The organism is Alkalibacterium sp. m-11, from assembly GCF_054658155.1.
The window spans coordinates 1-255 of record NZ_BAAGIR010000551.1 but is presented as its reverse complement, the minus strand read 5'-3'; the positions used below and the strand labels follow the sequence as shown (position 1 = coordinate 255).

The 255-nt window shown below is 38.0% G+C and carries 1 pseudogene; it reads right to left on the bottom strand.

Annotated elements, in window-relative coordinates:
* Positions 1-255 (bottom strand): annotated as a pseudogene (locus tag ACYQ2O_RS13565) (IS200/IS605 family element RNA-guided endonuclease TnpB); the annotation flags it as partial.

The following is a 255-nucleotide window of genomic DNA, read 5'->3' as shown; positions in this document are numbered from 1 at the left end:
CTATCATTTCTACTTGGCAAACAACGGATACGAAATACTTTCCCGTAGGGGTTCTACTTATAATCGCACGCTGAATAGTCCCTGTAACCTCTTTGCTTTTAGCAAAGCGCACCCAGTCCAATTTGGGTAGTTTAATTTTGTTTCCTGAGACACGAATATTCTTATTTGTCTGCTTGGTCGTATACGATTGACGATGATGCTTTTTACTTTTAAACCGAGGATAGTCTTTTTTCTTCTGAAAAAAACCATCAAAAG